Source organism: Sphingorhabdus lacus (assembly GCF_009768975.1).
Taxonomy (GTDB): Bacteria; Pseudomonadota; Alphaproteobacteria; order Sphingomonadales; family Sphingomonadaceae; genus Sphingorhabdus_B; species Sphingorhabdus_B lacus.
Window position 1 is genome coordinate 322,951 of record NZ_CP035733.1, and the last position, 22,828, is coordinate 345,778.

The following is a 22,828-nucleotide window of genomic DNA, read 5'->3' on the forward strand; positions in this document are numbered from 1 at the left end:
ATGAGCTTTAACACCTTCGGCCGCGTTTTTCGCTTTACCACATGGGGGGAAAGCCATGGGCCTGCCTTGGGCGCGGTGCTGGACGGTTGCCCGCCCGGATTGGCGCTCAGCGAAGCGGATATTCAACCCTTTCTGGACAAACGCCGCCCCGGCACCTCGCGCTTTACGACGCAGCGGCAGGAACCCGATGCGGTGCGGATATTGTCCGGGGTCTTCGAAGGCCGGACGACCGGCACACCCATTTCGCTGATGATCGAAAATGTCGACCAGCGGTCGAAAGACTATTCCGACGTCGCCAAGGCCTATCGCCCCGGCCACGCGGATTACAGCTATGACGCCAAATATGGTTTCCGCGACTATCGCGGTGGTGGCCGGTCAAGCGCGCGCGAAACAGCGGCGCGGGTTGCGGCGGGCGGCGTGGCGCGGGCGGTGATCCCTGATGTCGAGATCATCGCCTATGTCGCCGAAATCGGCGGCGATGCGATCAACCGCGACAATTTCGAGGTCGCGCAGATCGACAAGAACCCCTTTTTCTGCCCCGACGAGGCTGCCGCCGCCCGCTGGGAAAAGCTGGTGGACGAGGCGCGCAAGGCTGGGTCTTCGCTCGGTGCGGTGATCGAATGTGTCGCGACCGGCGTTCCGGCAGGCTGGGGCGCACCGCTTTATGCCAAGCTCGACAGCGAACTGGCCGCCGCGATGATGAGCATCAATGCCGTCAAGGGCGTCGAAATCGGCGCGGGCTTTGAAGCGGCACGGCTGCGGGGTGAGGAAAATGCAGACCGGATGCGGCCGTCGACCGCCGGGTCCAATCAGCCTGAATTTCTCGCCAATAATGCGGGCGGCATTGCGGGCGGTATTTCCACCGGGCAGCCGGTTGTGGTGCGCGTTGCGTTCAAGCCGACCTCATCCATCCTGACCCCGGTCGAGACGGTGACGCGCGAGGGCGAGGCCACCGATATCGTGACCAAAGGCCGCCACGACCCTTGCGTCGGCATTCGCGGCGCGCCGGTGGTGGAGGCTATGATGGCGCTGGTGCTGGCCGACCAGAAACTGCTGCACCGGGCGCAATGCGGATAGGAGAAAGACAGTGCCCAAGCTTGATATTGATACCATCCCGCAAACCAATGCGACGGGTTACCCTGCTGTTTATGCAGCTGAAGTTGAAGGCAGATTTTATCGTCGCCTTGCCCCGCCCTCTGGCCTCACCGAATTTGGCGCAAGCCATGTTGCCCTGAAACCCGGCGCATGGTCATCACAGAGGCACTGGCATGAAGATGAGGACGAAATGGTCATCATGCTCTCCGGTGAAGCTGTATTGGTTGAAGATGACGGCCGCCACATCATGTGTTCCGGCGATGTTGCCGTGTTTCCAAAAGGTGCCGCCAATGGCCATGTGCTGATCAATGAAAGCAACAGTGATTGTGTGTTTATTGCGATAGGCCGGCCGTCAGCGTCCGATTGCCACTATCCCGATATCGACATGCACCTGTTCAACGGGACCGGCTTTCGCAAAAAAGACGGCAGCGAGTTTTAGGGGGCAGCGTCCTCGATCCGCTGGATCATCCATGTTTCCTGATCGGCCGCCGCGTACCATTCTTCCATCCAGGGATGCGCCATCATGGCGTCGACATAGCTTTGGGCAAAGCCGGGCAGGGTGAAGCCATAGGTCACAAAGCGCGTGACCACGGGCGCTAGCATGATGTCTGCCGCGCTAAAGGTCCCGAACAGATAGGGCCCCTGCTGTCCAAAGCGGGAGCGGGCCTCCGCCCAGTTTTGCAGGATGCGGACCGCATCGGCGCGGGTCTCGGCGGAGACGGTGATATTTTCAAATTTCTTGCGCGTGTTCATCGGGCATTCGCGGCGGAGCGCCATGTAGCCGCTGTGCATTTCGGCACAGAGCGACCGCGCCATGCCGCGCGCGACATTGTCCTTTGGCCAATACCGGTCGCGGCCCACCTTGTCCGCCAGATAATCGATAATCGCCAGACTGTCCCAAACGACGGCGTCCTCATCCCACAGGATCGGAACCTTGCCCGCCGATGGTGCCAAATCGTCTTCGCGCTTGCGCTGTTCCCAATTGTCATCGAACAGCGGGACCACAACTTCGTCAAAATGAAGACCGGACTGCTTGACCGCCAGCCAACCGCGGAGCGACCAGCTCGAATAGACTTTGTTGCCGGTGATCAGTTTCAGCGTCATGACGCGACCGCTTCTAACACCGCATCCCGCAAATCATCAATCCCGCCCCTTTTCTCGGCAGAGGTGACGGAGATGTCGGGAAAGGCAGCGACATGCTTGCGCAGCTTCGCCATCGTATCCACCTCAACCGCCTCGCGCTCGCTGGCCTTGATCTTGTCGGTCTTTGTCAGCACGATACGGTAGCTGATCGCTGCGGTGTCGAGCATTTTCATGATCTCGTGGTCGACTTCCTTGATGCCGTGGCGGCTGTCGATCAGGACAAAGACGCGCTTGAGCACTGCGCGGCCACGCAGATAGTCATTAATCAGATAACGCCACTGCTGCACCGTTTTCAGCGGTGCCTTCGCATAGCCATAGCCTGGCATGTCGACGATCCGGAACAGCGGCGGTGTGCCGACATCAAAGAAGTTCAGCTCTTGCGTGCGGCCCGGTGTGTTTGACGCGCGCGCCATGTCCTTGCGGTTGACAAGCGCATTGATCAGGCTGGATTTGCCGACATTCGACCGACCGGCAAATGCGATTTCAGGGACAATCGGATCCGGCAGAAATTCCAGTTTCGGGGCCGATTTCAGAAATGTAACCGGGCCTGAGAAGATTTTGGACGTCATGTCGTTCATGTCAAAAGCCGTCACCCTGAGCCGACAGACCGTCACCCTTAGCCAAAAGACCATCACCCTGAACTTGTTCCAGGGTCTTACTTAAGCGGCCGAAAGTAAGATGCTGAAACAGGTTCAGCATGACAGTCTTTTTGACACCAAAGATTGTCACGTCGACGCCTTCGCCTTTTCCCGCGCCTTCGCCTCGGCTTCCTTCGCCATCTGTTCCTTCAGGATCGGATGTCGGGAATAGAGCCATTTCTGCTGCGCAATCGAAATCAGGTTTGACATTACCCAGTAGAGCTGAAGCCCTGCTGCAAACGGCGCCATGATGAACATCAGGAACCAGGGCATGATTGCAAAGACCTGCTTTTGCACTTCGTCCATCGGTTGCGGATTGAGCTTCTGCATCAGCCACATTGTGATGCCAAGCAGGATTGGCAGGACGCCAATAGCCAGGAATGTCGGCGGATCAAAGGGCAGCAGGCCGAACAGGTTGACCGGGGTCAACGGATCGGGTGCCGACAAATCCTTGAGCCACAGGGCAAAAGGCTGGTGCCGCATTTCAATCGACAGCATCAGAATTTTGTACAGCGCGAAGAAGATCGGAATCTGGAGAAGGATGGGCAGGCATCCGGCAAGCGGATTAACCTTTTCGTCCTTGTACAGCTTCATCATTTCTTGCTGCAGACGGGGTTTGTCATCCTTCCAACGTTCCTGCAACGCCTTCATTTTCGGTTGCACCGCGCGCATTTGCGCCATGGATGCAAACTGCTTCTGGGCGACCGGGAACATGAACAGGCGGACAATGATGGTCAGGCCGATAATGGCCACACCGAAATTGCCGAAGACGCCAAACAGCCAATGCAAAATCCAGAAGAAAGGAATGGCCAGGAACCAGAACCAGCCCCAGTCAATGGAATAATCCAGCAAGGGAATGCCTTGCTCGTTTGCATACATGTCGAGTGTCTCGACTTCCTTTGCGCCGGCAAACAATCGCGATTTCTGGCTAAAGGTCGCACCGGGCGCTACCTTGGTCTGGTTGGCATTGACCATTTGCGACCAGTAAAAGCCATCCTTCGTCTTGAAAGAGGCATTGATCTTGACCTTTTGGTCGGGAATGAGCGCAGCGAGCCAGTATTTTTCAGTTTCGCCCAGCCAACCACCGGTCGTCTGGTAATCGAGTTCGCTTTTGGGGGCCTCGATTACTTCGTCATAATTTACATTGGTCAATGTGCCGTCAAACACGCCCATTGGGCCGACATGGATGTTCCATGAATCGGGGTCGGGTGACTGGCCATTGCGGCTTAGAAGGCCGAAAGGTGCAACTTCCACTTCCGCGGCCGATCCATTGGTGAACCGCTGTTCGGCGGTAATCATATAGTCTTTGTCGACCGACAGGACGATTTCGAATTTTTGTCCCTCGGGATTGATCCAGCTTAGAGTGACGGGCGCTTCCGGTGTCAGCACGTTGCTGCTGGGTGTCCAGATGCTTTTGTCGTCGGGCACAGTAACGTTTTTGCCGACCCAGCCAAAGCGCGCAAAATGTGCTTTGGCTGTTCCGGACGGCGCGAGCAGGCGTACCGGTGGCGAATTTTTCGGGAGTGCGGTGCGGTGCGTCAGCAATTGCAGATCGTCAATGCGGGCGCCTTCCAGATTGACTGACCCTTTCAGCTTTGGCGTTTCGATCAGAATGCGTGCGCTGCTTTTGAGCGCGTTACCGAGCGGGACATTTTTCGGGGCTGCCGCCGATGCAACAATCGACGTGCCCGTATCCGACCCGTTTGCAGGTGCGGCTTTCTCTGTCACACTCTGCTCGGGTGCCACGGCCGTCGGGAAGAAAGTGCTGGCAACATAGGGCCAGCCAAACAGGATCAATCCGGTCAGCAATACTGCAAAAATCAGGTTACGCTTATCGTCCACGTTTAACTTTCCCCGTTATTCAAGCTTTTGGGCGGTTCATGGTACGGGATCGTGCCCGTGACCACCCCAAGGTTGGCAGCGCAATAGCCGTTTGATGGCCAGCCAGCCACCCTTAATTGCGCCATATTTCTGAAGTGCGGTTATCGCATAAGTCGAGCAGCTCGGGCTGTAGCGGCAGGTAGGAGGCAGAATGCGCGAAGGGCCCAATTGCCAACCGCGCGCCACCAAGATGAGGACCCGTGCGATCATTGGCAGAGCTTTTCCAATGCCTTTGCCATATCGGCCCGCAAGGCACCGAAGTCGCGTTCAATGCCGCCATCGCGTCCGATCAGGATATGATCCGCACCCTGCTTGCCCTTTTCGGCCAGCATTTCCTGCGCCAGCGCGCGAAAGCGGCGGCGCATCCGGTTGCGGACAACGGCATTACCCACCTTTTTGGTGATGGTAATGCCAAGCCGAATGTCGGGTTGCTCGTCTTGCCGGTCCTTTACCAGCAAAACAAAACCGGGAGTTGCGTAACGCTTCCCCCGGTTGGCGGCCAGAAAATCCGACCGTTTTTTGATGACGCTGTAACCGCGCATATCGCGGTCCGCCGTCGTCTGGATCAGGCCGACAGCTTCTTGCGGCCACGCGCGCGGCGTGCGTTCAGGATGTTGCGGCCAGCGGCGGTCGACATGCGCAGGCGAAAACCGTGGCGACGGGCACGCACGAGATTGCTCGGCTGAAAAGTGCGCTTCATGACTGTAATCCTTAGTTTTTAGTCGGTATGAAATGAAAAGGGCCGCCGAATCTGTCCAGCGACCGCCTTTGTTGACGTGGCCATTATGCGTGGGGCGAGCAAAAGTCAACACGCTCAGGGCAGTTTCATGCCAATATCATCACGCCGGCACAGGTACATGATGTCGCGTTTGATGTCGGGAAAAGGCGGCCTGTGCTGCACCTTGCTCCGCCGCAAAGCCCAATCGGCCCAGCGGCCATATTCGGGATGGAGCTTAGACAAGCGGGAATAGCGTTTTTTGGCCCAGAGCGAATGTTTCAGGATAACGCCCAAACCAATGATGAATAACGCTAGTCCGCCCGGGCCTGGTAACCAGCTGACCAAAGGAGCCGAGACAACCAGCATCCAGCCCAGAATCACCATGGCCCATCGATATGCGGATGAATCGGTCCATCGGGTTTTTTGGGGTGTGGTCATGGCCCTGATGTGGGTTGGCAGTGTCGGACTTGCAAGTTCCCATTGGATTTCGGGAATAATGTGCACCCGAAGACGTACAAATTTACAACACTGTAAACAATTCGTAGCAAATTCATGGGAAATGGCCGCATCGCCCTTTTAAACTGGGCCCAAAACAGCCATATCAGGGACAATATGCCGAACGCTCTCCCCCATTTGCACCGTATCGGTGTTTTGCCCGCTGACATTGATTTCATGGGGCACGTCAATAATGCCCGTTACCTGAACTGGGTGCAGGACGCTGTTCTTGCGCATTGGAACAAGCTTGCGCCGCCCGAAACCGCAGCTAAATATCTGTGGGTCGCGCTGAAGCACGAGATTACCTACCGCAAGCCTGCGTTTCTCGACGATGATGTCATCGCCACCGTTGTTCTGGAAAAGGTGCAGGGTGCCCGCTCCTTTTACGACACGGTCATCAAGCGCGGCGAGGAAGTGTTGGCCGAGGTAAAGTCGAGCTGGTGCTGCATCGATGCCGAAACCCTGCGTCCTGCACGGATTGCTGCGGAAATTCAGGAATATTTCTTTCCCAAGGATTGAGGTGAGGGGGATGCCCATCTCCAACTCCGCCTAGGCCTTTCGGCCAAGGCTCCGTATCCTCTCCCCTAAAGGGGAGAGGCCAAGCACCATTACCCTCTCCCCTTCAGGGGAGAGGTACTTAGTCTTATGGCTTTAGCCATTAGACGAAGTGGAGAGGGGGAGTTGGCGCACAAGCCCCAAGTTCCCCCAAACCCCTATCAGAAAATCGGATCGTTCGCCCCGCCATCATCCAGCGTCGACACGTCGCTGTGAATGCCGCATTCGACCTTGTCCCAGCCTTTCCATCGCCCCGACCGTGGGTCTTCACCCGGTGCGACCTTGGTGGTGCAGGGTGAGCAGCCAATGGAAGGATAGCCTTGTTCCACCAGCGGATGCGGCGGAAGAACATGGTCGGCCATATAGGCATCCAGCCGGGTCTTGTCCCAATCGGCCAGCGGATTGACCTTCAGGCGGCCTTCTTCAATCTCGAAGCGCGGCAGCGCCTTGCGGGTGGATGATTGGAATGCTTTCCGGCCAGTAAATTGTGCGTCAAATCCGGCGAGAGCCTTTTTCAACGGCAATACTTTGCGGATTTCACAGCAGCCGTCCGGATCATAGGACCAGCGCAGGCCTGTGCCGTCTTTTTCTGCTAGCAAGGCGGGATCGGGCGTCAGGTTGCGCAGGTCCGTAAATCCGATCAGATCCCGCAATTCCTCCCGATAGCTGATGGTTTCGGGAAAATGCTTGCCGGTATCAAGGAACAGGACCGGCACAGTCGGGTCAATGCTGGCGATCAGGTGCAGCAATACGGCGCTTTCCGCGCCGAAGCTCGACACGATCGCCGCATCGCCCAGCATATTTTCTTTCAGAAGAACGGTCAGCATCTCTACCGTATCGCGGCCCCGGAACATATTGTTGAGGCGAACGGCATCCGCCTCTGTGTAACGGGGGCTTGTGTCGATACGGTCAACTTCCCTTTTTCCGTTCGTGTCGAGCGTAGTCGAGACACCTGCAGGCTGTGCACGGTCTAACGGCATCTCGACTTCGCTCGATGCGAACGGAATTGGGGGTTCACCCATGACGCAATTTCCAAACAGGCACAGCCGCATCGGCCGCTTTCTGGTAAAATTGGTCATAGGTTGAAAGCGCGCGTTCCACCGCGTCGGGGTTCAGCGAACCTTCGGGCGCAAAGCTGTCAAACCCGCAGCGGCGCATGAAGGCGATCTGGTCAACCAGAACGTCGCCTTGCGCGCGCAGTTCGCCGGTGTAGCCTGCCTCGCGCAATATGCGGGCCGAACTGTAACCCCGTCCGTCGCGGAATTTCGGGAAGGCGACTTCGATTAATGTGAGCCGGTCCAGAAAGGGGATCAGCTTGCGCGCATCATCATCCGGCTCCAGCCGAACTGCCGTGGCGTTCGACTGGTCCAGAAAGGCATCGAGTGTAACCGAAGGCTGTTCGGTGACTTCATCGTCACGATAGCGGAACTCAACCATAGATCGCCTCCTTGAACGGGTCCATGCCAACGCGGCGGTAGGTATCGACAAAACGCTCGTCGCCTTCGCGCAGTTCGCGGTATTTTTCGACGGCCTTTTCGACCGCATCGACAATGCCGTCCTCGTCAAAACCGGGGCCGGTGATCTTGCCGATCGACACATCTTCGGCGCCCGATCCACCCAGCGTGAGCTGGTAGTTTTCGACGCCTTTCTTATCCACGCCCAAAATGCCGATATGGCCGGCATGGTGGTGGCCGCAGGCGTTGATGCAGCCGGAGATTTTGAGCTTCAGCTCGCCCACGTCGCGCTGCCGTTCGGCATCGGCGAAACGGGTGGCGATTTTCTGGGCGATGGGGATGGAACGCGCATTGGCGAGGCTGCAATAATCAAGGCCGGGGCAGGCGATAATATCGCTGATCAGGTCGAGATTGGCATTCGCCAGATCGGCTTCGCGCAGTGCTTGCCATACCGCGTAAAGGTCACGCTTGGCGACATGGGGCAGCACGATATTCTGCGCATGGGTAACGCGCAGTTCGTCAAAGCTGTACTTCTCGGCCAGGTCCGCCATCACATCGATTTGCGCAGAGGACGCATCGCCGGGGATGCCGCCAATGGGTTTCAGGCTGATATTGACGATGGCGTAGCCCGATTGCTTGTGCGGCTTCACATTCTGGTCGAGCCAGACAGCGAAATCGGGATCGCTACGGTCGGGTTCGACATCGGCTGCATCGAACGCGGGTGCAGCGAAAAAGGCGCTGATCCGTTCCAGTTCGGCCAGAGGCGGATCGATGCCCAGCGTTTTGACATGAGCGAATTCTTCGGCGACCTGGCGGCGATATTCGTCGGCACCGATTTCGTGCACGAGGATCTTGATCCGCGCCTTGTAGATATTATCGCGACGGCCATAGCGGTTATAAACGCGCAGGCAGGCCTCGATATAGCTCAGCAGGTCGTCCGCCTTGACGAAGGGATTGATCTCGGGCGCGATCATCGGCGTCCGGCCCATGCCGCCACCCACGAACACACGGGCACCCAGTTCGCCATCCTGCTTCACCAGTTCCAGCCCGATGTCGTGCAGGCGCATCGCGGCGCGGTCTTCGGGCGATGCAATCACGGCGATCTTGAACTTGCGGGGCAGATAGCTGAACTCCGGGTGGAAGGTCGACCATTGGCGCAGCAATTCGGCCCAAGGACGCGGATCGGCGACTTCGTCTGCCGCTGCGCCCGCATATTGGTCCGAACTGATGTTACGGATGCAATTACCGCTGGTCTGGATGGCGTGCATCTCAACGCTTGCCAATTCTTCCAGCAGGTCGGCACATTCTTCCAGCTTGATCCAGTTATACTGGATGTTCTGGCGAGTCGTGAAATGGCCGTAATCCCGGTCATATTTGCGCGCGATATGCGCCAGCATCCGCATCTGGCGGCTGTCGAGCGTGCCATAGGGAATGGCAACGCGCAGCATATAGGCGTGCAGTTGCAGGTAGAGACCGTTCATCAGCCGCAGGGGCTTGAACTGGTCTTCCGTGATTTCACCGGCCATGCGGCGGTTCACCTGATCGCGAAACTCTGCCACGCGGGCGTCGACGATGGCTTGGTCGTAATTGTCATATTTATACATATCAAATGATCCAATCGCCCGCGGCCGGGTCGGCGGGTTTGAGGGTGAGGTCAGGGCGGACCGTGGGGCCGAGTGCGCGGACGCGGTCCTTGATGTGCGCGGGGCGTGGGCCTTCGGGCGTGGCTATCGCGTCGATGATATAGGGTGCGTTCACCCGCCTTGCGCCTTCTTCGGCGTGCAGGATGGATTCGCCGCCTTCACCGACGTCGACGGCATCTTCGACATGGATTGACCAGCCGCTGCCGGTCCACCAGGTGACGGCACCTGATCCCAATTCATTTCCGGTCAGTAATTTCACGCCAGTGCCTCCGCCTGTTGAGCAATATGGATGAGCCGGTCTTCGGCATCGGATTTCAGGACGACGTCGCCTACGACGATGATCGCCGGTGAGGCGACCTTTTCGCGCGCAATCATATCGCCCAGATCGGTCAGGAGGGTCTGCAAAGCTCGCGAATTGGGCCGCGTGACGCGTTCGAGCACAGCGACGGGCGTGTCGGGTGACAGGCCGTCCGAAATCAGCTTTTCGGTAATGTCCGCGGCGGTCGCGATGCCCATATAGATGACAAGCGTGCGGCCCTTCCCAGCAAGTCCCGCCCAATTCTGGTCGGTCAGGCCCTTGCACTGTCCGGCGACAAAAGTGACCGCGCTTGATGCGTCGCGGTGGGTGAGGGGCATCATCGATGCAGCGGCACCGCCCATTGCGGCAGAAATGCCCGGAACGACTTCCACGGCCACACCTGCGTCACGGCAGGCTTCGGCCTCTTCGCCGCCCCGCCCGAATATGAAGGGATCGCCGCCCTTTAGCCGGACAACCATATGCCCTGCCTGTGCCTCGCGCACCAATATGGCGTTGATGCCGTCCTGCGGCACCGTGTGCTTCGACCGGCTTTTCGCGACCGAAATCAACCGCGCGGCCGGATTGATCATCGCCATGATTGCGTCGTCGACGAGGCCATCGTGCACAACGACATCCGCCGTCGCAATCAGGCGCGCCGCCTTGAGTGTCAGCAATTCGGGGTCACCAGGACCCGCACCGACCAGATAGACATGAGCTTTTTCCATACTCACAACATGGCGCGCAGGCCAAGGAGCATCAAATCAGGATATATTGGCTTTGCCCTAGAAGAACTTTAGCGCTCTATTCTTCGATCAGGACAGGCGCGACTTCCTCGTCTTTCAGGCCGATCCCCAGCATCGCCTTGGGTACATCATTTTCCGAAGACACAACGGGATAGGCGCAATAGTCGGCGGCATAATAGGCGCTGGGCCGATGGTTGCCCGACAGCCCGACCCCGCCAAAGGGCGCGGATGACGATGCACCGTTGGTGGGGGCATTCCAGTTCACGATGCCGGCACGGCTATTCGCCCAGAATTCGTCATATTGTTCCGGTGTTCCGCCGATCAGCGACGCAGAAAGGCCAAAGCGGGTGTTGTTCGCTTCAATGATCGCGGACGTAAAATCAGGCACGCGGATAACCTGCAAAAGCGGGCCGAACAACTCGATATCCGGGCGATCGTCCATATCGGTGACATCGATGATGCCGGGTGTCAGAAAGGGCCGGCCCTGTTCGGCGACCTTGAGATGCTTGATCGGCCGACCACCCCTGCTCATCAAGGCGAGGTAGCTTTCAATGAGATTGTCGCACACATCCTTGTCGATAACCGGCCCCATGAAGGGCGGCGGCTCGCTATGCGGGTCACCGATTATGAGGCGGTCCGCGATCTTTTTCACCTCGCCGACAAGCTGGTCATAAAGCGTATCTCTGACGACCAGGCGGCGGGCAGCGGTGCAGCGTTGCCCCGCGCTCAGAAAAGCCGACTGAATGATCAGGACGGCGGCGCTGTGGATGTCGCGGGTGTCCCACGCGATGATCGGGTTATTGCCACCCATTTCCAGCGCGAGAATTTTGTCGGGGCGATGGGCAAACTGCCGGTTGAGGGCGATTCCGGTTTGTGCTGACCCGGTGAACAGCAGGCCGTCGATATCGGGATGGGTGGACAGCGCCTTGCCGGTGTCGGGGCCACCCTGCACAAGACGCACGGCGTCCTGCGGGATACCCGCCTTATGGTAATAATCGACCAGCATTGCGCCCGTCGCCGGGGTTTTTTCCGAAGGTTTGAAGACGATCGCATTGCCCGCGATTAACGCCGGAACGATATGCCCATTGGGCAAATGTGCCGGAAAATTATATGGCCCCAAGACGGCCAGCACGCCATGTGGCTTGTGCCGCAGGGCGGTTCGCGTGCCTATCTTGCCATCCAGCCGCCGTTGCGATGTCCGGTCGGCATAGGCGCGGACCGAAATGTCGACCTTGTTGACGACCGATTCGACTTCGGTGCGGGCTTCCCAAAGGGGTTTTCCGGTCTCACGGGCAATTGTGTCGGCAAATTGCTCCAGATCGGCGCGGACCCGGTTTGCGAAGATTCGTATGCGTTCAATACGCTCCGACAAAGGGGCTGCTGCCCATTTGGGCCATGCGGACCGTGCCTTTGCCACTTCTGTATCGACATCACTCGTCTGCCCGCGCCAAAGCTCGGCACCTGTAGCGGGTTCGTAGGATATCAGCTCGGACAAAATGCGCCTTATTCTCTTATGGTTAATGCCGGTTTACCATGAAATGGCGGAAATAGTTTTACATTGGGTAAATCTAGACGGCAAAATTCGTCATTCCTTTACAATCGACAAGGCCTCCCGCATCGATCTCATGGCGTCCACTTTCTGCATCAGAGGCGCCCAATCATCATCCTGCGCGATGGCCGACCAGATTTGCTCGACCTCGTCGATCAGCATGGAACAGGGCGCGCCAGCCGTCCAATAGGGATGCGTGACATCTCCTGAAGGGAGATAGTCGGCCAGCACGGCTTCGAATGCGGCGCTAAATTCGTCTGTTTGGCGCGTTTCGACCAATCGTCCGCCACGATAATTGTAGAAGAAAATGTCGATCGGAATCTTGCCCCGCGCCATCGCCCGTTCGGCTGCCTCGACGAGCTCACGATCGCGTTCGGTGCCCTGCGGTTGCAGGCCAAGCCGCCACAAAAAGCGTTTGATGATGGCAGCCTGGAAAAGTGCAGGGAAGCGCTCGAGCGCCTCGATCAAGGGCGGTGCCTCGCACAACAGCCGCAGCGAGACGGCCAATTGCCCGAGATTCCAGTGCATTGCCTCCGCCTGCCGTCCGAAAGCGTAAAGCCCCGTTTCGTCAAAATAGGCGGCGGTGAAATGCGGGTCCCAGAATTCCGTGAACCGCCAAGGGCCATAGTCAAAGCTCTCGCCCGTTATGTTGATATTGTCGGTATTGAGCACGCCATGCACGAACCCGGCGACCATATAAGATGCGGCGAGGTCCGCGATACGTTCAACGGCGAGGTGGAGCAATTGTGCCGCAGGATTGTCGCTAGGTGTTTCATTGTATAAAATCGTCAAACAATAAGTGACCAGCCTTTCCATGCCTTCGCTATCGCCCTCGGCGGCCATGCGTTGAAAGGTGCCGATGCGGATATGGCTGTGGCTGAGGCGAACCAGCACTGCAGATCGGGTGGGTGAAGGTTCGTCCCCCCGCATCAATTCTTCGCCCGTTTCGATGAGCGAAAAGCTTTTGGACGTGTTGACGCCCAGTGCTTCCAGCATCTCGGTCGCCAATATCTCGCGGACGCCCCCTTTCAGCGTCAGGCGACCATCACCGCGCCGGCTATAGGGAGTTGTGCCCGATCCCTTGGTTCCGAAATCGAGCAAGCGGTCCAGACCGTCGCGCAGTTGCGCATGTAAAAACCCCCGGCCATCGCCGATTTCGGGATTATAGACGCGAAATTGATGCCCGTGATACCGCAGCGCCAGCGGTTCCGGCATATTGTCGGGCAGGGGGACGAATCGTCCGAAATGCTGAACCCATTCGGCGTCGCTGAGCGAATCCAGCCCGACTGTCGCTGCCCATCGGTCATTTCGGTACCGCAATATGGTCTGGGGAAAGTCGGCAGATTGGACGGGATCGCCAATTTTTGCACCAAGGCTGGCGATTTTCGGATCAGGACGATAGGGGGAGGGCAAGACGTTAATATGCATCCGTCCCGTTTGCGCGGGACGCACTAGAAAGGCAAGTATGGCGGCAGTTCGCATCCTTCATTTGCATAGCAGTTTTAATCTGGGCGGACAGGAATCGCGCACGGTGCGTTTGATCAACCATTTCGGCGATCAAGCCGAACATACGATATTGTCGGCTGTCCCCGACGCCTTTGGTGGAGCGGATGCGATCGACAAGCGGATCAAATTTACTCTGCCCAAAGACGCCGCGCCTTCGCTGGCGGGAATGCCCGGCATGGGCCGGTATCGGAAGCTCGCCGCTTATATGAAGAAATTCCATCTGGTGCTCAGTTATAATTGGGGGTCGATGGACGGCGTGATGGCACGCACTTTATTGGGGCAGGCCATGGGCTTGCCGCCGTTGATCCATCATGAAGATGGCTTCAACCATGACGAGATCGAGCGGCTGAAAAAGCGTCGCAACTGGTTCCGCACCATCGCGCTGCAACGTGCCCATACGCTTGTGGTGCCGTCCAAAACACTGGAAAAAATCGCGCGGACGCAATGGCACCAGCCGCTCGACAAGATATGCAGGTTTCCCAACGGGATCGACACCGACCACTATAACCGCCGTCCGCAGCGCGGATCTTTCCCGGGCTTTCAGAAGCGGGAGGGCGAAATCGTGGTCGGCACGATTGCGGGACTTCGCACCATCAAGAATTTGCCGCGCCTTGTCCGCGCTGTTGCTGCGGCGGGTCCAAATATACGTCTGGCCATCGCCGGGGAGGGGCCAGAGCGTGCGGCAATCATGGCCGAGGCCGAACGCGTGGGCATCGCAGACCGGGTGATGATGCCGGGCTTTTTGAAGGATCCGTCACGCTATATCCGGCTGTTCGATATCTTCGCCTTGAGCTCGGACAGTGAACAATATCCGATTTCATTAGTTGAAGCGATGACGAGCGGTATTCCCGCTGTTTCGACCGATGTCGGGGATGTACGCAACATGGTTTCCAAGGAAAATCGTCCGTTCATTGTCGGCCGCGAAGACGAAGCGGGGTTGGCCAACGCTATTTCTGTTTTGGCGCAGGATGCTGTGCTGCGCAGCAAAGTCGGAGACGCGAACCGGTTTATCGCCTGTTCGCAATATGACGAGGAAACGATGTTTGCCCGCTACAGGCAGCTTTATGGCTCTGCGATGAAACGCGCCGATTTTGCGCGACAAGCCTGAATGTTTCAGTTAGCGGCGAATTAATGGAGCAGGGGAAGGCGCTATTGGGCGCCGATTGCAATACATAGGGGTTGTGTTTGTGTTCAAGGGTCTGAAACCCATAATCTATGGCGGCCGTGAAGTGTGGCCGCTGGTCGAAGGTGGCAAGGGCGTCGCTGCAACAAATCATGCAAGTTCGGGTGCTTGGGCTGCCGCTGGCGGTATTGGCACCGTGTCCGCCGTAAATGCCGACAGCTATGACGAAAATGGCAATATGATTCCGCAGGTGTTCTTCGGCAAAACGCGCGCCGAGCGGCATGAGGAACTGGTGGCCTATGGCATCAAGGGCGGCATCGCGCAGGTCAAACTGGCGCATGAAATCGCCGGAGGCAAAGGCGCGATCAATATTAACGTCTTGTGGGAAATGGGCGGCGCCCAGCGCATCCTGCACGGGATATTGGAAGAAACACGCGGCATGGTGACCGGCGTCACCTGTGGGGCAGGGATGCCCTACAAGCTGTCGGAAATTGCTGCGCAATATGGCGTCTATTATTTGCCAATCGTCAGCTCTGCCCGTGCGTTCCGTGCCTTGTGGAAGCGCGCTTATCACAAAGTGCCCGAATGGTTGGGTGCGGTCGTCTATGAAGACCCCTGGTTGGCAGGCGGCCATAATGGTCTGTCCAATGCCGAAGACCCACGCAGCCCCGAAGACCCCTATCCCCGCGTCAAAGCCTTGCGCGACGTCATGCGGGCAGAGGGCATTTCGGACGAAGTGCCCATCGTCATGGCGGGCGGCGTCTGGTATTTGCGCGATTGGGACAATTGGATCGATAATCCCGAATTGGGGCAGATTGCATTCCAGTTCGGCACGCGTCCCTTGCTGACGCAGGAAAGCCCGATACCCGATGGCTGGAAAGATGCGTTGACGAAAATCCCGGAAGACGGGGTTTTGTTGCATCAATTCTCGCCAACCGGATTTTATTCGAGCGCCGTGATCAACCCATTCCTGCAGGAGTTGCAGAACCGGTCCGATCGCCAGATTCCGTACACTCAAACCGCCGATATGGACCATACGCTCCAGCTCGATGTGGGTGTTAAAGGCAAAAATTTCTGGGTGACCCCGGCGGACCTGATGAAGGCGCGCGAATGGGATGCAAGAGGCTTCACCGTTGCGCTGAAGACTCCCGACAATACGCTGGTCTTCGTTACGCCCTCCTCAGGTGATGTCATTCGCAAGGATCAGAAGGACTGCATGGGCTGTCTGTCGCATTGCGGTTTTTCGTCGTGGAAAGACCATGACAATAACAGCACCGGCCGCCTAGCCGACCCGCGCAGTTTCTGCATCCAGAAGGCACTTCAGAACATTGCACATGGCGCGCCCATTGATGAAAATCTGATGTTTGCCGGGCACAGCGCCTATCTGTTCGGCAAGGATCCGTTCTATTCCAATGGCTTCGTTCCGACGGTGAAACAGCTGGTCGATCGCATCCTGACCGGGGACTAATTGCGGCGGTCATTTACCGATTATTGACCTTATTCCCTTATCTTTTTCGGCAAGGGGATGTTGATGGGGTACATGACGTCGCAATATCGAAAGGTAGCACCCGCGCGCTTGGAGCAGCGGGAGGCGCAGCGGCACCCTGTGTTGCTCGGCAAGGCCACCGTCCGCAATCATACAAAACTGCCCTTGGAAGCCAGCCTGGTCGACCTTTCGGTCTATGGCTGCCGCGTTCTGATCGACGGGGGCATCAATGTCGGCGACCGGATCTGGCTGCGTCTTGCCGGAAGCCAGCCCATTACCGCGACCGCCGTCTGGGCCGAAGGCAACCGGCTCGGCTGTAAATTTGACGAGATGCTGGACCGGGCGCTTTTCCGGCAGCTAACTCTCCAAAACTGCTGAGCGTTCGAACCTAGTCCAGATCCCAGGCGCGTTCGCCATGGCTGGAGATATCCAGTCCATCGCGTTCCTGATCTTCGCTGACCCGCATCGGCAGGACCATCGATACCATATAGCCGATAATCAGGGTGACGACTGCGGAGTAGACCGCGACTATCGCGACACCCTTTAACTGCACCCAAAGCTGCGAGCCCATGCCCGCGCCTTCGGCATAGCCGACGCCGCCAAAGCTTTCGCTGGCGAAGATGGCGAGCAGGAGCGATCCCAGCATTCCACCGACGCCATGGACGGCAAAGACATCCAGCGAATCGTCGATCTTCAGCGTGCCCTTCACCAGACCAACGCACCAGAAGCAGACCAATCCGGCGAGGAGCCCGATAATGATTGCGCCGCCGGGTCCAACGGTTCCCGCGGCAGGCGTGATGGTTGCCAGTCCTGCGACCGCGCCGGTGGCAAAGCCGACCGCTGTGGATTTGCCGACCTTGAACCGCTCGATCAGGATCCAGACCAGCGCCGCAACTGATGCAGCAACATGGGTGTTGATAATCGCGCTCGCCGCTGCGTCACTTGCCGCAAGGGCCGAGCCCCCGTTGAATCCGAACCAGCCCACCCACAAAAGGCCGGCACCTGCGACCGTCAGCGCGGGGCTGTGCGGCAACATCAAGGTCTTGGGAAAGCCGATGCGCTTGCCGAGCATCAACGCCACCACGAGCGCCGAGATGCCCGCCGTGGTATGCACCACGATGCCGCCTGCAAAGTCGATAACGCCCTGTTCCGCAAGAAATCCGCCCCCCCAGACCCAGCGGGTGACGGGGATGTAGACAAGCAAAGACCAGAGCGCGCTAAAGGCGACGACCCATCCGAAGCGCGCACGCTCCACCCATGCGCCGACAATCAGCGCGGGCGTGATGATCGCAAAGGTCATCTGGAACAGCGCAAATGCGAGCTCGCCAATAGTCTGGTCTTCACGGACCGAATCGAGCAGGCCGTTGAACATGAAATTCTCTGGCGAGCCGATGTAGCTGTTCCCGTTCACGGAAAAGGCGAGGCTGTATCCGACGGCAATCCAGATCACCGACCCCATTGCGGCGATTGCGCCGCATTGCACGAGCACCGACAGGAAGTTCTTGGCGCGTACAAGGCCGCCGTAAAAAAGCGCGAGGCCGGGCAGGGTCATCAAAAGGACCAAGGCCGACGAGGTCAAGATCCATGCGCTGTCGCCGCTATCGGGCTCAGGCAGCGCGACGACGGCATCCTGCGCAAAGGCAGGTGCTGCCAAAAAAGCACCGGCAACACATACTGCACTCAGGATTTTATTGGCCATGTCCGCTCCGCCCCATTTTTTTCTGTAGGGCGTCCTAAGACAGGCGGGGCGGATGCTCAATGCCAAAAATTACGGTTAACGGCATGTTAGCGAACGAAAATTGCTCAGGACCAGCCATCAAGAACCTGATCGGCTGGGCGATGGCCATCTGCCCACATCCGTATATTGGCGATCACACGCTCCCCCGACGCGCCGCGTCCTTCGAAAGTTGCGCTGCCCAGATGGGGCAGCAGGACCACGTTCGGGATGGCAAGTAAGCGGGGATCGACCGCAGGTTCGTGGGTGTACACGTCAAGGCCAGCACCCGCGATCCTTCCGGATTCGAGCGCGTCCATCAACGCTACCTCGTCGATCAACTCGCCGCGCGAGCTGTTGATTATGTAGGCATCCGGCTTCATCAGCGCGATACGGTCCGCGTTGATGATCTTGTCCGTCTCCGACGTCAGCGGACAATGCAGCGAAATAATATCGGCGCGGCCCACCAAGCGGTCGAGATCCGGCTCAAAGCTTACGCCCAGTTCTTCTTCCACACTGGCGGGTAAACGGTGACGCTTGTTGTAGATGATATTCAGGCCAAAGGCTTTGGCGCGAATGGCCACAGCCTCACCAATCCGGCCAAAGCCGATAATGCCCAACGTCTTGCCGCCAATCCGGTGGCCGAGCATTCCGGTCGGGCTCCAACCCTGCCATCCCCCGCTGCGCATCAGGCGATGTCCTTCGCCTAACCGGCGCGGGACATTGAGGATGAGGGCCATGGTGAGGTCGGCGGTGTCGTCGGTAAATACACCCGGGGTGTTGGTCACCATGATGCCTTTGGCTTTGGCGGCGGCGAGATCGATATGGTTCACGCCTGCGCCATAGTTGGCGATCAGCTTGAGGCGGGGCGGTGCCGCCGCGATCAGGTCTGCATCAATCCGGTCGGTGACCGTTGGCACCAGCACATCGCAATCGGCCATCGCCGACGCCAGTTCTTCAGGGGACAAAGGTGTGTCGTCGGCGTTGAACGTCGCGTCAAACAGTTCGGCCATTCGTTGTTCGACAGCGGGAAGAAGCTGGCGGGTGACGCGGACGCGGGGTCGTTCGATGCGGCTGAGTTCGGGCATGCGGCGAGTAAAGCGGATTTCGGGCTGACGTCAAGACAGGATGGTTGCACTGTCGGTGTACCTTACAGTATAGAGTGAGGCTCTGGGGTAAGATAATGGCAAATCAGGCAAAAATCATTTGGCAAGGCGTTGCACTGTGCACTGCGTTTTTCGGCGCGGTCGCACTGGACGCGCAGGCACAGCAAAAAACACCCTATTGGGCATCTATCGAAGAATCCGAGGCGCGGATGCGCACGGGGCCCAGTACCGAATTTCCGGTGAAGTGGGTCTACAAGCGGCAGAATATGCCGGTTAAAGTCGTTGCCGTGCACAGCGTGTGGCGCAAGGTTGAGGATCCCGACGGCGATCAGGGCTGGATGCATGTCCGCCTGCTCAGCCCCAAGCGGACCGCCCTTGTTGTCGGAAGCGGCATAGCTGCCTTACGCGAGACCCCGCAGCAGACGGCCCGCATTGCCTGGCGTGTAGAACCCGGCGTTGTCGGCAAGATCGACGAATGCGACAAAGGCTGGTGCCGCTTCGACAATGCGGGGCGCTACGGCTTTATCGAAACCGACCGGCTGTGGGGCGACGAAGCGCTTTAGGCGTGGATCGCCTCGGGCAGAGGGGCATCTTCCTTGCCACGATTTACGACTTCAGCGAATTTCACATGATATTTGGGGTGTTCGGTCCCCATCCATTTGTCCCACCACGTAAAATATAGGCCGTAATTGGTGTTGAAGCCGCCATGATGGTGCAAGTCATGATGCACCGTCGTGTTGATCCAGCTTGTCAGGGGCGTCGCGAGCCACCAGCGCGGGAAAAATTCAAAGCCCGCATGGCCCATGGCGTTGCGGATGATCTGGAAATTCAGCCAGGTGAACATGACCCAGCCCGGCGTTGGCACGAAAAACTGCCAGATGGGCACGAACATGAACATCACCAAGGCTTCCGGTATCGCAAAGCTGTAGGCGGCCCAAGGTGTCGGAGTGATCGACCGGTGGTGGGCATAATGGAAATGCTTGAACAATTTGGGATGGTGCATGAAGCGATGCGCCCAGTAGAAATAGGCATCATGCGCGATGATGATGGCGGCTAGGATCAGCAGGTCGGTCCCGATGCCGAAGCTGCCGTCGAACCGTTTGAAAATACCGTTCTGGCTTCCCCAAATGAGGAATGCCGCGCCCACCGTGTAGACGATCGCGGACTGCATCGACTGCAAGAATTCGCGCCGCATATCGGCTGGTGTCGCCTCACGCGCCTGGATCTTGCGTTGGCGTAAAGCGGTCCGGCGTAACAACCAGACTATGGAAAATGTGACACTCGCCGCAATCAGATAGCGTCCGAAGTCAAAAGCAAAAACATATTGCCCTTTGGTCAGCAATATATCGAGGGGAGGAATTCCGGTGTTCATTTATTTATCCTTGGGCAGTTGATGTGCGCCAACTGCCAGTTCGTCGCCGGTTATGCCCTTCAATTTCGGAAACTGGCTAGCCGATTCTGAAATCAACCAGCTTTCAATGCGCGAAAGGCGCTGGGCGTCATGCCTTCTGCCTCGCGAAAGGCGCGGTTGAATGGGCCCAGCGATCCAAAGCCTGCATCAAGGGCAATGGTGATGATCGGTACGTCCCTTTGCGTCGGATCCGAGAGAGCCGCTTTCACCTCGGCAAGGCGATAGCCGTTCAGGAAGGACGTGAAATTGCGGTGGCCCAGTTGCTGGTTGATCGTCCGGCGCAAACGATATTCCTGCTCGCCCAATTGTTGGGCCAGCTTGGCGATCGAAAGGGTTTCGTCCCGATGCGCCATTTCGCGCGCCATATGCGCCAGCAGTTTTTCGGATAATCCGTCATCGGGCTGCGCTTTCGGAAGGTTGCTCCGTTGTACAGGCGCGGTCGGACCGAACAGGTCGGCCTGCCGCATCTGGAATAGGGCGGCGCAAAAGGCGAGAACAACCAAAATGATTGTGCTTCCCACGATACGGATAATCGACTTGTCGGCGATCTCATTATGTGCGGCAACCTCCGCAAAGGCGATAACAACGACATAAAATCCAACCACAGCAATAATGCGGGGCCGCATTTTGCGCCGTGGTTCGACCAGGTCGCCTTCGCGGCTTTTCCACACTTCCCAAAAGGCGGCGGCGGCGAAGCCGAGCATAGCCACACGAAACAGAACGCCCGAAACAGCATTGAACGGGCCATCTTCGGGGAAGGACAACTGCGTAACGCCGGTGTTGATCACCGATAGGGCGACGAGAAGAACGGCACCTGGTTTCACCCTGTCTTCGTCGCTGAACCATGCGCGGGTGAACAGCCAGAAAAGACCTGGCGTCGCACCGGCTCCCAGAGCGAGGAACAAGCCGAATATATTGGGTTCCCGGTACCAACCTGCTGTGACCAGCAAATAGCAACAGATCGCAGCGTTCATCAGCACGGCCAGACGGGCCGCTAAGGACGGACCATGATCGCGGAGAAGAATCCAGCTCCACAGCGCGAGCAGGGAAATGGCACCCCCGCGTGCCATCATGTCGATATGGTTGAAATAGTCCATCGGTGCGCATGGCTGTCATAAAGCATGCCGTGCGACAAGCTGATTTCGAAATCGGACAAATGCTGCAGCGTTCAGAATTTATTTTCGAAATCGCACTACACCGTCACGCTCAACTCGACGGAGCCTTTTGTGCCGGACATTAGCAGTTTGAAGTTATTAGGTGCCGCTGGCATCCTGTCTTACGCAGCCGCGCGGCTGGCGGCGAAGGCGGGGATGATCGGGTATAGCCGCTTGCTGCTGGTTGCTGTGCCGGTTTCAGGTATGCCCGAAATGCCACGCGGCTTTCGAGTTGCGCCCATGTCGGCCACCGAATTGGAAAAGCATAGCATCGACATTAGTCCCGCCGTCCAGCGCCTCCGCTTTGCGCAAGGCATGACCTGTCTCGCGGCATTCAACCGCAAGGAGGAACTGGTCGGCATATCCTGGGTTGGCGCAGGTCCGTTTGAAGAAGACGCCATGCCGATCCGTTTTCATGTTCCCGCCGATGCGGGATGGGATGCAGGGCTCTGGATCAAGCCACAGTTTCGGATGGGCAGGGGCTTTGCCGCGCTGTGGGCAGGAACGGCGCAATGGCTGAATGCCCATGATAAAAACTGTTCGATGAGCTGGATCGCCGACTATAATCTGCCGTCGATATTGTCGCACAAGCGGATGGGCGCCGTGACGGTCGGGCGGGTCCTGACATTCCGCTTCTTCCGCTGGCATTATATGGCCGAAGGACGCCCCAGATTGGTGCGGTTGAATAGTGGTATTGCGTCAAACGTCCGCTTGCCGCATGCTTCGTCGGACTCGGCATTTGGGAGCATCTTGGCCTAAGCTGTTTACCGGATGAAGATGATAGTGCTGGGGCACATGAGGAGAAGAAAAATGCGTTTGAAAATGGGCATTTTGGTTACCGGACTTTTGCTTTCAGCCCCGGTCTCTGCACAGAATTATAACGGGTTTGTGATGCAGCCTGAGTATAATTTCAGCTCTAGCGATATGTCGTGGTCCTATGGCGGCGTCCGTCAAAGTGCCGAGACGGTCTTGGCGCAATTGCGCGCGCGTTGCAGCAGCGATCGCCAATATGACCAATATTATTGCCGGCGCGGCATGAAGATTTTGAACAAAGCCTATGCCGAGTATAAATTGCGCAAGGCTGCGGAAGCTACAGCGGCAGAATAACGATGCGGC

General features: G+C 57.9%; 28 protein-coding genes. 9 read left to right on the forward strand and 19 right to left on the reverse strand.

What is annotated here, in order from left to right:
- Together aroC and EUU25_RS01510 are read left to right on the forward strand one after the other, a co-directional pair.
- Complete coding sequence (gene aroC, locus EUU25_RS01505; protein ID WP_158897711.1) at positions 1-1,077, forward strand: chorismate synthase; 1,077 nt, start codon at positions 1-3, stop codon at positions 1,075-1,077.
- 10 nt (positions 1,078-1,087) lie between these two features.
- Positions 1,088-1,534: a cupin domain-containing protein gene (locus EUU25_RS01510; protein ID WP_158897712.1), complete on the forward strand. Its 447-nt coding sequence runs from the start codon at positions 1,088-1,090 to the stop codon at positions 1,532-1,534.
- Here the strand turns inward: EUU25_RS01510 and EUU25_RS01515 are convergent.
- From EUU25_RS01515 to EUU25_RS01550, 8 genes are all read right to left on the reverse strand, one after another.
- A complete protein-coding gene (locus EUU25_RS01515) occupies positions 1,531-2,193 on the reverse strand; it encodes a glutathione S-transferase family protein (protein ID WP_158902992.1) in 663 nt (220 codons plus the stop codon). The genes EUU25_RS01510 and EUU25_RS01515 overlap by 4 nt on opposite strands.
- Before the next feature lie 2 nt (positions 2,194-2,195).
- A complete protein-coding gene (gene yihA / locus EUU25_RS01520; RefSeq protein WP_158897713.1) occupies positions 2,196-2,816 on the reverse strand; it encodes a ribosome biogenesis GTP-binding protein YihA/YsxC in 621 nt (206 codons plus the stop codon).
- A 1-nt stretch (position 2,817) separates the two neighbouring features.
- Entirely contained in the window at positions 2,818-2,967 is a 150-nt protein-coding gene (locus tag EUU25_RS01525) for a hypothetical protein (RefSeq protein WP_158897714.1), read from the reverse strand.
- Complete coding sequence (yidC, locus tag EUU25_RS01530) at positions 2,964-4,718, reverse strand: membrane protein insertase YidC (RefSeq protein ID WP_158897715.1); 1,755 nt, start codon at positions 4,716-4,718, stop codon at positions 2,964-2,966. The genes EUU25_RS01525 and yidC overlap by 4 nt, the downstream gene beginning before the upstream one ends.
- Positions 4,719-4,754: 36 nt before the next feature.
- The gene (gene yidD / locus EUU25_RS01535; protein WP_158897716.1) at positions 4,755-4,967 is read right to left on the reverse strand and encodes a membrane protein insertion efficiency factor YidD; all 213 of its coding nucleotides are present in this window, start codon (positions 4,965-4,967) and stop codon (positions 4,755-4,757) included.
- Positions 4,964-5,299 carry a ribonuclease P protein component gene (rnpA, locus tag EUU25_RS01540; protein WP_158897717.1) on the reverse strand — a complete coding sequence of 112 codons (336 nt, stop codon included), beginning with the start codon at positions 5,297-5,299 and terminating at the stop codon, positions 4,964-4,966. The genes yidD and rnpA overlap by 4 nt, the downstream gene beginning before the upstream one ends.
- A 23-nt stretch (positions 5,300-5,322) precedes the next feature.
- On the reverse strand, positions 5,323-5,457 hold the full coding sequence (rpmH, locus tag EUU25_RS01545; RefSeq protein ID WP_125230634.1) for a 50S ribosomal protein L34: 135 nt from the start codon (positions 5,455-5,457) through the stop codon (positions 5,323-5,325).
- A 114-nt stretch (positions 5,458-5,571) separates the two neighbouring features.
- A complete protein-coding gene (locus EUU25_RS01550; protein ID WP_158897718.1) occupies positions 5,572-5,913 on the reverse strand; it encodes a hypothetical protein in 342 nt (113 codons plus the stop codon).
- A 174-nt stretch (positions 5,914-6,087) separates the two neighbouring features.
- Between EUU25_RS01550 and EUU25_RS01555 the strand changes: the two genes are divergently transcribed.
- The gene (locus tag EUU25_RS01555; RefSeq protein WP_158897719.1) at positions 6,088-6,489 is read left to right on the forward strand and encodes an acyl-CoA thioesterase; all 402 of its coding nucleotides are present in this window, start codon (positions 6,088-6,090) and stop codon (positions 6,487-6,489) included.
- Between the two features lie 197 nt (positions 6,490-6,686).
- Here EUU25_RS01555 and EUU25_RS01560 read toward each other — a convergent pair whose 3' ends face one another.
- From EUU25_RS01560 to EUU25_RS01590, 7 genes are all read right to left on the reverse strand, one after another.
- Complete coding sequence (locus EUU25_RS01560; protein ID WP_158902994.1) at positions 6,687-7,505, reverse strand: phosphoadenylyl-sulfate reductase; 819 nt, start codon at positions 7,503-7,505, stop codon at positions 6,687-6,689.
- A 34-nt stretch (positions 7,506-7,539) separates the two neighbouring features.
- Positions 7,540-7,962 (reverse strand): DUF934 domain-containing protein, encoded by a 423-nt coding sequence (locus EUU25_RS01565; RefSeq protein WP_158897720.1) that lies wholly within the window; start codon positions 7,960-7,962, stop codon positions 7,540-7,542.
- On the reverse strand, positions 7,955-9,583 hold the full coding sequence (locus tag EUU25_RS01570) for a nitrite/sulfite reductase (protein WP_158897721.1): 1,629 nt from the start codon (positions 9,581-9,583) through the stop codon (positions 7,955-7,957). The genes EUU25_RS01565 and EUU25_RS01570 overlap by 8 nt, the downstream gene beginning before the upstream one ends.
- A 1-nt stretch (position 9,584) precedes the next feature.
- Positions 9,585-9,881, reverse strand: coding sequence for a DUF2849 domain-containing protein (locus EUU25_RS01575; protein ID WP_158897722.1), 297 nt, complete (start codon positions 9,879-9,881; stop codon positions 9,585-9,587).
- Complete coding sequence (gene cobA, locus EUU25_RS01580) at positions 9,878-10,645, reverse strand: uroporphyrinogen-III C-methyltransferase (protein ID WP_158897723.1); 768 nt, start codon at positions 10,643-10,645, stop codon at positions 9,878-9,880. The genes EUU25_RS01575 and cobA overlap by 4 nt, the downstream gene beginning before the upstream one ends.
- 76 nt (positions 10,646-10,721) lie before the next feature.
- Complete coding sequence (astD, locus tag EUU25_RS01585; RefSeq protein ID WP_158902996.1) at positions 10,722-12,161, reverse strand: succinylglutamate-semialdehyde dehydrogenase; 1,440 nt, start codon at positions 12,159-12,161, stop codon at positions 10,722-10,724.
- A gap of 87 nt (positions 12,162-12,248) precedes the next feature.
- Complete coding sequence (locus tag EUU25_RS01590; protein WP_158902998.1) at positions 12,249-13,640, reverse strand: protein adenylyltransferase SelO family protein; 1,392 nt, start codon at positions 13,638-13,640, stop codon at positions 12,249-12,251.
- A gap of 37 nt (positions 13,641-13,677) precedes the next feature.
- Here EUU25_RS01590 and EUU25_RS01595 point away from each other — a divergent pair, with 37 nt between their 5' ends.
- The 3 genes from EUU25_RS01595 to EUU25_RS01605 all read left to right on the forward strand — a co-directional run bounded on the left by EUU25_RS01595 (position 13,678) and on the right by EUU25_RS01605 (position 16,705).
- Complete coding sequence (locus EUU25_RS01595) at positions 13,678-14,826, forward strand: glycosyltransferase family 4 protein (RefSeq protein WP_158897724.1); 1,149 nt, start codon at positions 13,678-13,680, stop codon at positions 14,824-14,826.
- Between the two features lie 79 nt (positions 14,827-14,905).
- Positions 14,906-16,309 carry an NAD(P)H-dependent flavin oxidoreductase gene (locus EUU25_RS01600; protein ID WP_158897725.1) on the forward strand — a complete coding sequence of 468 codons (1,404 nt, stop codon included), beginning with the start codon at positions 14,906-14,908 and terminating at the stop codon, positions 16,307-16,309.
- Between the two features lie 63 nt (positions 16,310-16,372).
- Positions 16,373-16,705: a PilZ domain-containing protein gene (locus tag EUU25_RS01605; protein WP_158897726.1), complete on the forward strand. Its 333-nt coding sequence runs from the start codon at positions 16,373-16,375 to the stop codon at positions 16,703-16,705.
- Between the two features lie 10 nt (positions 16,706-16,715).
- On the opposite strand, the gene EUU25_RS01610 is transcribed toward EUU25_RS01605, so the two are convergent.
- Positions 16,716-18,026 carry an ammonium transporter gene (locus tag EUU25_RS01610; RefSeq protein WP_158897727.1) on the reverse strand — a complete coding sequence of 437 codons (1,311 nt, stop codon included), beginning with the start codon at positions 18,024-18,026 and terminating at the stop codon, positions 16,716-16,718.
- A gap of 104 nt (positions 18,027-18,130) precedes the next feature.
- Positions 18,131-19,129 carry a 2-hydroxyacid dehydrogenase gene (locus EUU25_RS01615; protein WP_158897728.1) on the reverse strand — a complete coding sequence of 333 codons (999 nt, stop codon included), beginning with the start codon at positions 19,127-19,129 and terminating at the stop codon, positions 18,131-18,133.
- A 95-nt stretch (positions 19,130-19,224) separates the two neighbouring features.
- Between EUU25_RS01615 and EUU25_RS01620 the strand changes: the two genes are divergently transcribed.
- Entirely contained in the window at positions 19,225-19,710 is a 486-nt protein-coding gene (locus tag EUU25_RS01620) for an SH3 domain-containing protein (protein WP_158897729.1), read from the forward strand.
- Here the strand turns inward: EUU25_RS01620 and EUU25_RS01625 are convergent.
- Positions 19,707-20,519, reverse strand: a complete 813-nt coding sequence (locus EUU25_RS01625; RefSeq protein WP_158897730.1) for a sterol desaturase family protein — start codon at positions 20,517-20,519, stop codon at positions 19,707-19,709. The two genes, EUU25_RS01620 and EUU25_RS01625, sit on opposite strands and share 4 nt — an antisense overlap.
- A gap of 92 nt (positions 20,520-20,611) precedes the next feature.
- Complete coding sequence (locus EUU25_RS01630; RefSeq protein ID WP_158897731.1) at positions 20,612-21,655, reverse strand: AraC family transcriptional regulator; 1,044 nt, start codon at positions 21,653-21,655, stop codon at positions 20,612-20,614.
- Between the two features lie 129 nt (positions 21,656-21,784).
- Between EUU25_RS01630 and EUU25_RS01635 the strand changes: the two genes are divergently transcribed.
- Together EUU25_RS01635 and EUU25_RS01640 are read left to right on the forward strand one after the other, a co-directional pair.
- A complete protein-coding gene (locus EUU25_RS01635) occupies positions 21,785-22,471 on the forward strand; it encodes a hypothetical protein (RefSeq protein WP_158897732.1) in 687 nt (228 codons plus the stop codon).
- 51 nt (positions 22,472-22,522) lie between these two features.
- Positions 22,523-22,819, forward strand: a complete 297-nt coding sequence (locus EUU25_RS01640) for a hypothetical protein (protein ID WP_158897733.1) — start codon at positions 22,523-22,525, stop codon at positions 22,817-22,819.
- The last annotated feature ends 9 nt before the right edge of the window (positions 22,820-22,828 follow it).